This is a genomic window from Streptomyces sp. (assembly GCF_031178505.1).
GTDB classification, from domain to species: domain Bacteria; phylum Actinomycetota; class Actinomycetes; order Streptomycetales; family Streptomycetaceae; genus Streptomyces; species Streptomyces gulbargensis.
Map to the genome: position 1 here is coordinate 1 of NZ_JAPSIW010000316.1, position 7,442 is coordinate 7,442.

Below are 7,442 nucleotides of genomic sequence, written 5' to 3' on the forward strand. Positions count from 1 at the left end.
CGTGGGGCTCGCCGGACGGCTGCAGGTTCGCTATCGCGTATGCGGTCATGGCACGAGCATGCCGGGACACGGCCTCCGGGGTCGATTACCCCGGAGGTCATGCCCCGGCGGTCGTCCTCATGCCGGGCCCGCACGACGTACCCGGCCCCTGCGGTCCCGCCGGGCGCCCCTGCGGGACCGCCTCAGATGGTCGACGTGTCGATGACGAAGCGGTAGCGCACGTCGCTCGCGAGGACCCGCTCGTAGGCCTCGTTGACGCGGTCGGCGGAGATCACCTCGACCTCGGCGCCCAGGCCGTGCGCGGCGCAGAAGTCGAGCATCTCCTGGGTCTCGGCGATGGAGCCGATCATCGATCCGGCCAGGGTGCGGCGGCCGTTGATGAGGGAGAAGAGGTTGAGCGAGACGGGCTCCTCGGGGGCGCCGACGTTCACCAGGGCCCCGTCGGTCCTCACCAGGCTCAGGTAGGCGCTCAGGTCGAGCGGCGCGGAGACGGTGGAGACGACGAGGTCGAAGGTGCCGGCGAGCGTCTCGAAGGTGGCCGGGTCGGCGGTGGCGTAATAGTGGTCGGCGCCGAGCCGGAGACCGTCCTCCCGCTTCTTGAGCGACTGGCTGAGGACGGTCACCTCGGCGCCGAGCGCGTGGGCGATCTTGACGCCCATGTGGCCGAGGCCGCCGAGGCCGACGATCGCGACCTTCTTGCCGGGCCCCGCCTTCCAGTGCACGAGCGGCGAGTAGAGGGTGATGCCGGCGCAGAGCAGCGGGGCGGCCTCGTCCAGCGCGATGCCCTCGGGGATGCGCAGGGTGTAGTTCTCGTCCACCACGACGTGGGTGGAGTAGCCGCCGTAGGTGGGCTCGCCGTCCTTGCCGTGGTCGTTGTACGTGCCGGTGGCGCCGCGCTCGCAGTACTGCTCCAGGCCCCGCAGGCAGTACTCGCAGGTGCGGCAGGAGTCGACGAAGCAGCCGACGCCGACGCGGTCACCGACCCGGAACTTCGTGACGCCGGACCCGGTCTCGGCGACGACGCCGGCGATCTCGTGGCCGGGGACCATCGGGAAGATGCCCTCGCCCCAGCCGTCGCGGGCCTGGTGGATGTCGGAGTGGCAGATGCCGGCGTACTTGATCTCGATGAGGACGTCGTGCTCGCCGACGGCCCGGCGCGGCACGGTCGTGCGCTCCAGGGGGGCGTGGGCGGCGGGGGCGGCGTAAGCGGGAACGTGCGTGGTCATGGGGACGAGCCTGCCGGGGTCGTACGACGTCACCCAGCCACCTGTTCTGCCTACGACCGGCGTGCCTACCACTGGCAGGGTCAGGATCGTACGCCCGGCGGCGGGCGTGCGGCGGCGATACTTGGGAGGCATGGACCTCAGTGCCGAACTCAGTGAATTCCTCCGGTCCCGGCGTGCCCGGCTGAAGCCGCAGGACGTGGGGCTGCCCGAGTTCGGGCGGCACCGGCGGGTGCCGGGGCTGCGCCGGGAGGAGCTGGCGCAGCTGGCCGGTGTGTCGGTGGCGTACTACACGCGCCTGGAGCAGGGCAACGGGCGCAACGTGTCCATGGAGGTCCTGGACTCGATCGCGCGGGCGCTGCGGCTGAGCGACACGGAGCGGGCCCATCTGACGCACCTGGCGAAGCCGACGGTGAAGAAGCGGCAGCGGGCGGCGATCGCCCGTCCGCAGCGGGTGCGGCCGGGGGTGGCGCATCTGCTGGACGCGATGACGGAGGTGCCGGCGCTGCTGCTCGGGCGGCGCCTGGACATCCTGGCGTGGAACCGGATGGCGCGGGCGGTCTTCGGCGACCTGGAGACGTGGGAGCCGCACGACCGGAACATGGCCCGGATGGTGTTCCTGGACCCCAACGCCCGGGACCTGTACGTGGGGTGGGAGTGCAAGGCCATCGAGGTGGTGAGCGCGCTGCGGCTGTACGCGGGCTGCTACCCGGACGACCCGGAGCTGCTGGCCCTCGTGGGCGAGCTGTCGGTGCGCAGTGAGGAGTTCCGCTCGTTGTGGGCGGCGCACACGGTGACCGACAAGGGGCACGGGACGAAGGTGCTGCGGCATCCGCTGGTGGGCGAGATGACGCTGTCGTACGAGTCGCTGAAGGTGGCGGGGGACGATCCGGACCTGATGCTGGTGACGTACCAGGCGGAGCCCGGCTCGGCGTCGGCGGACGCGCTGCGGCTGCTCGCGCAGTGGGGCGCGCAGGAGCCGGCGGGGGCCGCGCGGGAGTGAGGTGCGCGGGCGCGGGAACGGCGAAGGCCCCCTCCGGTGCGGAGGGGGCCTTCGCCGTGGTGCGCGCCGCGGGCGGCGCGACGCCGGTGCCGCTACGGACTTCCGGTACGGGTCAGAGGGCCGAGCCGGCCTTCCAGTCGGCCCAGCTCATGTTCCAGCCGTTGAGGCCGTTGTCGGGGGCGATCGTCTTGTCCTTGGAGTTCTTGACGATCACGACGTCACCGACGATGGAGCGGTCGTAGAACCAGGCGGCCATCTGGTTGGGGTCGCCGGCGCCCTTGACGTCGTTGAGACCCACGCAGCCGTGGCTGGTGTTCGACGAGCCGAAGATCGAGTCCGGGCCCCAGTAGTTGCCGTGGATGAAGGTGCCGGAGGTGGACAGGCGCATGGCGTGCGGCACGTCCTTGATGTCGTACTCGCCCTTGCCGTCGGAGTCGGTGAAGCCGACGGTGGCGCCGTTCATCCGGGTCTCCTTGAACTTCTCGGAGATCACCATCTGACCGTTGTAGGTCGGGTTCTCCGGGGAGCCGGCGGAGATCGGGATCGTCTTGACCGTCTTGCCGTCCTGGGTGACCGTCATCGTCTTGGTGGCGACGTCGACGGTGGAGACCTGGTTGCGGCCGATCTTGAAGGTGACCGTCTTCTGCTGGACGCCGTACACGCCCTCCGCGCCCTCGACGCCGTCGAGGTTCAGCTTGAGGGTCACGGTCGACCCCTCGGCCCAGTACTTCTCGGGCCGGAAGTCGAGCCGCTGGGAGTTGAACCAGTGGCCGACGACCTCCTGGCCGGAGCTGGAGGAGACCGAGATGCCGCTCTGGACGGCCTTCTTGTCGCTGATCTCCTTGTTGAAGGTGATCGAGACCGGCATGCCGACACCGACGGTCGAGCCGGCCTCCGGGGTGAAGTTGCCGATGAAACTGTTGGCCTTGGACACCGTGGTGAAGGAGGAGTTCTCGTGCGCCTCCAGGCCCTCCGCGTCCACGGCCGTCGCCGCGATCTTGTAGACCGTCGCGCGCTCCAGCTGCTCCGTGGGCTTCCAGCTCAGTCCGTCGGCCGCTATCTCGCCCTTGACCGCCTTGCCGTCCCCGGAGGTCATGGTGACCTCGGTGAGCTTGCCCTGGGCCACGGTGACCTTGGCGTCCTTGTTGATCGACGCGTTCTGGGCACCGCTCTCCGGGGAGATGGTGATCTGCGCCTTGGAGGTCTTCTGGGCAGCCGCCTCGTCGATCTCGGCCTGAGACTGAGGGGTCGTGGGAGCGGAGGCGCCGTCCTTGTCGCCGTCGTTGCACGCCGAGAGCACCAACACGCCGCTGAGCACCGCGGCCGCGGCCGCCAGGCTCCTGCGCCGCTTGCCGTCCGTCATCACACGCTTCTCCATCGTCGCCGATTCCCTGTCAACTCTGTAAAACACGCATCACACCCCGTCCGGTTCCAAAACCGGCCGGGGTGTGGGGAACGCCACTGCTCCCCGCGGAACCCCACGGAGACCCATGGAACACCACTGGCCGACACGCGCCCGCGCGGCTGGTGGTTCCCCGCGCGGACCGGGCGGCGGCGCCGGGGCACGGGAAGGCCCCGGGACGCCGTCCCGGGGCCTCGCGGTCAGGGCCCTGCCCGCCCGGGGGCGGGTGCGGGGTCCTCAGGGGCGGTCGTCGTCCTCGTCGTCCTCGTCGTCCGCATCCTCCTCGCCGAGGTCCCACTCCAGGGCATCGGGGTCGTAGTCGATCTCCTCGCTGCTCCAGGAGGCCTGGACCATCTCGATGCCGGGGACGTCGCGGATCAGCTCGAAGGGTTCGACGAGGTACGCGAGGGCCTCGGCGCTGTCCTCCTGAACGGCGGAGCGGGCGTGGACGCGCTCCTCCTCGGGCATGAACTCGTCGGCGTCGATCCGCCCCTCGGCGGCCTCGGTCAGCTCGGCGGGGCCGCTGATCTCCAGGACGACGTCGACACGAAGACGTACATAGCGTGCTGTCTCGGAAGTACTCATGGACCGGAGCGTAGGTCCGGGGAGGCCTCGGCTTTCCCACGACCCGCTGTGTTCACTAGCATCGGCGCACCGCCTCTTCCTCGGTTTCCGCAAGGGGGATCGACACTCCGTGTCCACCGCTCGACGCCCACTGCTGACCGCCACCGCCGCGGGGACGCTGCTCTGCGCCCTGTGGTTCGTGCCGTCCGCCAACGCCACCGACGACCGGGGCGGGAGCGGGGTGCGGGTCGGCACCCACCACGAGAGCTCCGGGGCGGGGGGCGCGCGCCTGGCGGAGACCGGGGGGCTCGACACCATGCCGTACGTGCTGGGCGGGACCGGGTTCCTGGGAGTGGGCGCCGGCTTCGTGGCGCTGGCGATGCACCGGCGCGGCCGGGCCTCCTGACCGGCGCGGCCGAGGCCGTCACCGTACGACGGAGGGCCGCCCCCGGGGATCGGGGGCGGCCCTTCGCGCACGCGGGCGGGTACGGGTCCCGGCCGCGGCCGGACGGTCAGGCCAGGGGGCCGGTCACGGGCTCGACGGCGGCGACGAGACGGCCCTCGCGGACGAAGGCGTCGGCGGCGGCCAGGTCGGGGGCGAGGAAGCGGTCCGGGCCGGGGCCCTGGACGCCGGCGGCGCGCAGGGCGTCGATGGCGGCCCGCGAGGCGGGCGCCGGGGTGAGGCCCTCGCGCAGTTCGATGCCGCGGCTGGCGGCGTACAGCTCGACGGCGATGATCCGGTTGAGGTTGCCGATCGCGGTGCGCAGCTTGCGGGCGGCGGACCAGCCCATGGAGACGTGGTCCTCCTGCATGGCGGAGGACGGGATGGAGTCGGCGGAGGCCGGGACGGCGAGCCGCTTCATCTCGCTGACCAGGGCGGCCTGCGTGTACTGGGCGATCATCAGGCCCGAGTCGACGCCGGCGTCCTCGGCGAGGAAGGGCGGCAGGCCGTGCGAGCGGTTCTTGTCGAGGAGCCGGTCGGTGCGGCGCTCCGCGATGGAGCCGAGGTCGGCGGCGGCGATCGCGAGGAAGTCGAGGACGTACGCGACGGGGGCGCCGTGGAAGTTGCCGTTGGAGCGGACCTGGCCGTCCTCGAGGACGACGGGGTTGTCGACGGCGGCGGCCAGCTCGCGCTCGGCGACGAGCCGGGCGTGGGCGAGGGTGTCGCGGCCGGCGCCGGCGACCTGCGGGGCGCAGCGGATCGAGTACGCGTCCTGGACGCGGGGGGCCTCGCCCGCCTGGAAGTGGCCGGTGAGACCGGAGCCCTTGAGGACGGCCAGCATGTTGGCGGCGGAGGCGGCCTGGCCGGGGTGGGGGCGGATGGAGTGCAGCTCGGGTTCGAGGACCTTCTCGGTGCCGAGGAGGGCTTCGAGGGAGAGGGCGGCGGTGACGTCGGCCGACTTGTAGAGGGTGTCGAGGTCGGCGAGGGCCATGATCAGCATGCCGAGCATGCCGTCGGTGCCGTTGAGGAGGGCGAGGCCCTCCTTCTCCTTGAGTTCCACGGGGCGGATGCCGTGCTCGGCGAGCAGCTCGCCGGCGGGGCGGACCGTGCCGTCGGGGCCCTCGGCGTCGCCTTCGCCCATGAGGGCGAGGGCGCAGTGGGAGAGCGGCGCGAGGTCGCCGGAGCAGCCGAGGGAACCGTACTCGTGCACGACCGGGGTGATGCCGGCGTTGAGCACGTCGGCCATGGTCCGCGCGACCTCGGGGCGGACGCCGGTGCGGCCGGAGGCGACGGTCTTCAGCCGCAGGAACATCAGGGCGCGTACGACCTCGCGCTCCACGCGCGGGCCCATGCCGGCGGCGTGCGAGCGGACGATGTTGCGCTGGAGCTGGGCGCGGAGTTCCTGGCTGATGTGCCGGGTGGCGAGCGCGCCGAATCCGGTGGAGACCCCGTAGACGGGCTCGGGCTTGGCGGCGAGCGCGTCCACGACGGCGCGGGAGGCGGCGAGCGCCTGCACGGCCTCGGGCGACAGCTCGACGCGGGCGCCGTGACGGGCGACGTCGATGACGTCCTGCGGGGTCGTGCCGGACGTGCCGAGGACGACTGTCTGCATATCCATATTCAGCACCCTACGGATTGAAGACCGACATGTCACTAGGCGATGTGTCACGGCCCGGCAGCGGCCGGGGTCCTTACCGGCGGGTCGGGGACGAGGCGGCCCGCCGGCCCGCGCGGGACCCCGCCGCGCGCGCCCTCACGGCTGCTCGGGCGGGAGGTCGAGCGTCGGGGCGTCGCGGAAGCGGCGGCGGTCACGGGAGGGGGACGGGGTGTCCGCGAGGCGGATGACCGTGCCGTCGCGGCCCGCCACGACCGGCTTGGCCGAGCGGGCCGCCTTGGCCCGGTACTGGGCCGCGTCCGCGAGGCGGAAGAGGCGGCGGGCGGACTTGAGCGGGCCGATGGGGTCGCCGGTGGACGCCACGCCGCAGGCCACGCCCTCCCCCAGCTCCAGCTCCGCCGCCCGTACGCACAGCTCCTCGGCGACCGCGACCACCTCGTCCGCCGTCGGGCCGACCGTCAGCAGGCAGAACTCGTCGCCGCCGAGCCGGGCCGCCAGCGCGCCCGGGAGCCGGGCGCCGCAGCGGGAGAGGACGGAGCCGAAGCGTTCGAGGAGCCGGTCGCCCACGGCGTGGCCGTGGGTGTCGTTGACCCGCTTGAGGCCGTTGAGGTCGCAGACCATCAGGCTGACGACGGAGCCGTCCGCCCGGTAGCGCTCGATGGCCTCGTCCAGACGGGTGTCGACGGCGCGCCGGTTCGCGAGGCCGGTGAGCGGGTCGGTGAAGGCGAGCTTCCGCACCTCCTCCAGCCGCTCCGCCTGCGCGATCCCGGCCGCGACGACCGCCGCGAGGACGGTGGCGAAGTCCGCGTCCGCCCGGGCGAAAGGTTTCGCCCCGGCGGGCCGGGCGACGTACAGCTCCCCCCACGCCCGCCCGTGGAGCACGATCGGCGCGACGACGCAGCTGCCCCGGCCGCGCCGCCGCAGGGCCAGGACCCGGCTGGTCGGGAGGGGGGCCTCGGCGGTCTCCACCCAGGCGTCCGGCTCACCCCCGCCCGCCCACTGCTCGTGCAGGAACTCGGTGATCTCCGGGAACTGATGGACGGGGTACGTCTCCGAGTCCGGGAACTCCTCCTCGCCCTCGGCCCGCTCCCCGGCGTTCACCAGGACCTTCAGGCGGCCGTGGTCCCGTTCCCAGACCGACAGCGCGGCGAAGGTGCCGTCGAGCCCGTCGCCCGCGCCGAGCGCCGCCGCCC

The 7,442-nt window shown here is 72.6% G+C and carries 7 protein-coding genes; 2 read left to right on the plus strand and 5 right to left on the minus strand.

Annotated features, from left to right (window positions below; translation table 11 throughout):
- Positions 1-182: 182 nt before the first annotated feature.
- Positions 183-1,226: an NAD(P)-dependent alcohol dehydrogenase gene (locus RIF68_RS20355; protein ID WP_309052720.1), complete on the minus strand. Its 1,044-nt coding sequence runs from the start codon at positions 1,224-1,226 to the stop codon at positions 183-185.
- A gap of 130 nt (positions 1,227-1,356) precedes the next feature.
- Between RIF68_RS20355 and RIF68_RS20360 the strand changes: the two genes are divergently transcribed.
- Positions 1,357-2,226: a helix-turn-helix transcriptional regulator gene (locus RIF68_RS20360; RefSeq protein ID WP_309052721.1), complete on the plus strand. Its 870-nt coding sequence runs from the start codon at positions 1,357-1,359 to the stop codon at positions 2,224-2,226.
- Positions 2,227-2,338: 112 nt separating this feature from the next.
- On the opposite strand, the gene RIF68_RS20365 is transcribed toward RIF68_RS20360, so the two are convergent.
- Together RIF68_RS20365 and RIF68_RS20370 are read right to left on the minus strand one after the other, a co-directional pair.
- The gene (locus RIF68_RS20365; protein WP_309052722.1) at positions 2,339-3,604 is read right to left on the minus strand and encodes an Ig-like domain-containing protein; all 1,266 of its coding nucleotides are present in this window, start codon (positions 3,602-3,604) and stop codon (positions 2,339-2,341) included.
- 261 nt (positions 3,605-3,865) lie between these two features.
- Positions 3,866-4,213, minus strand: coding sequence for a hypothetical protein (locus RIF68_RS20370; RefSeq protein WP_309052723.1), 348 nt, complete (start codon positions 4,211-4,213; stop codon positions 3,866-3,868).
- 109 nt (positions 4,214-4,322) lie between these two features.
- On the opposite strand from RIF68_RS20370, the gene RIF68_RS20375 reads away from it, so the two are divergent.
- Positions 4,323-4,598 (plus strand): hypothetical protein, encoded by a 276-nt coding sequence (locus RIF68_RS20375; protein WP_309052724.1) that lies wholly within the window; start codon positions 4,323-4,325, stop codon positions 4,596-4,598.
- 106 nt (positions 4,599-4,704) lie between these two features.
- Here RIF68_RS20375 and hutH read toward each other — a convergent pair whose 3' ends face one another.
- Both hutH and RIF68_RS20385 read right to left on the minus strand, forming a co-directional pair.
- Positions 4,705-6,246: a histidine ammonia-lyase gene (hutH, locus tag RIF68_RS20380; protein ID WP_309052726.1), complete on the minus strand. Its 1,542-nt coding sequence runs from the start codon at positions 6,244-6,246 to the stop codon at positions 4,705-4,707.
- A 141-nt stretch (positions 6,247-6,387) separates the two neighbouring features.
- The coding region (locus RIF68_RS20385) for a GGDEF domain-containing protein (protein ID WP_309052725.1) at positions 6,388-7,442 on the minus strand (1,055 nt) is incomplete at its 5' end.

Excerpts from the sequence above, each read along its gene's own strand:
- RIF68_RS20355 (WP_309052720.1), bottom strand. The coding sequence starts at position 1,226 with ATGACCACGCACGTTCCCGCTTACGCCGCCCCCGCCGCCCACGCCCCC.
- RIF68_RS20360 (WP_309052721.1), top strand. The coding sequence starts at position 1,357 with ATGGACCTCAGTGCCGAACTCAGTGAATTCCTCCGGTCCCGGCGTGCC.
- RIF68_RS20365 (WP_309052722.1), bottom strand. The coding sequence starts at position 3,604 with ATGGAGAAGCGTGTGATGACGGACGGCAAGCGGCGCAGGAGCCTGGCG.
- RIF68_RS20370 (WP_309052723.1), bottom strand. The coding sequence starts at position 4,213 with ATGAGTACTTCCGAGACAGCACGCTATGTACGTCTTCGTGTCGACGTC.
- hutH (WP_309052726.1), bottom strand. The coding sequence starts at position 6,246 with ATGCAGACAGTCGTCCTCGGCACGTCCGGCACGACCCCGCAGGACGTC.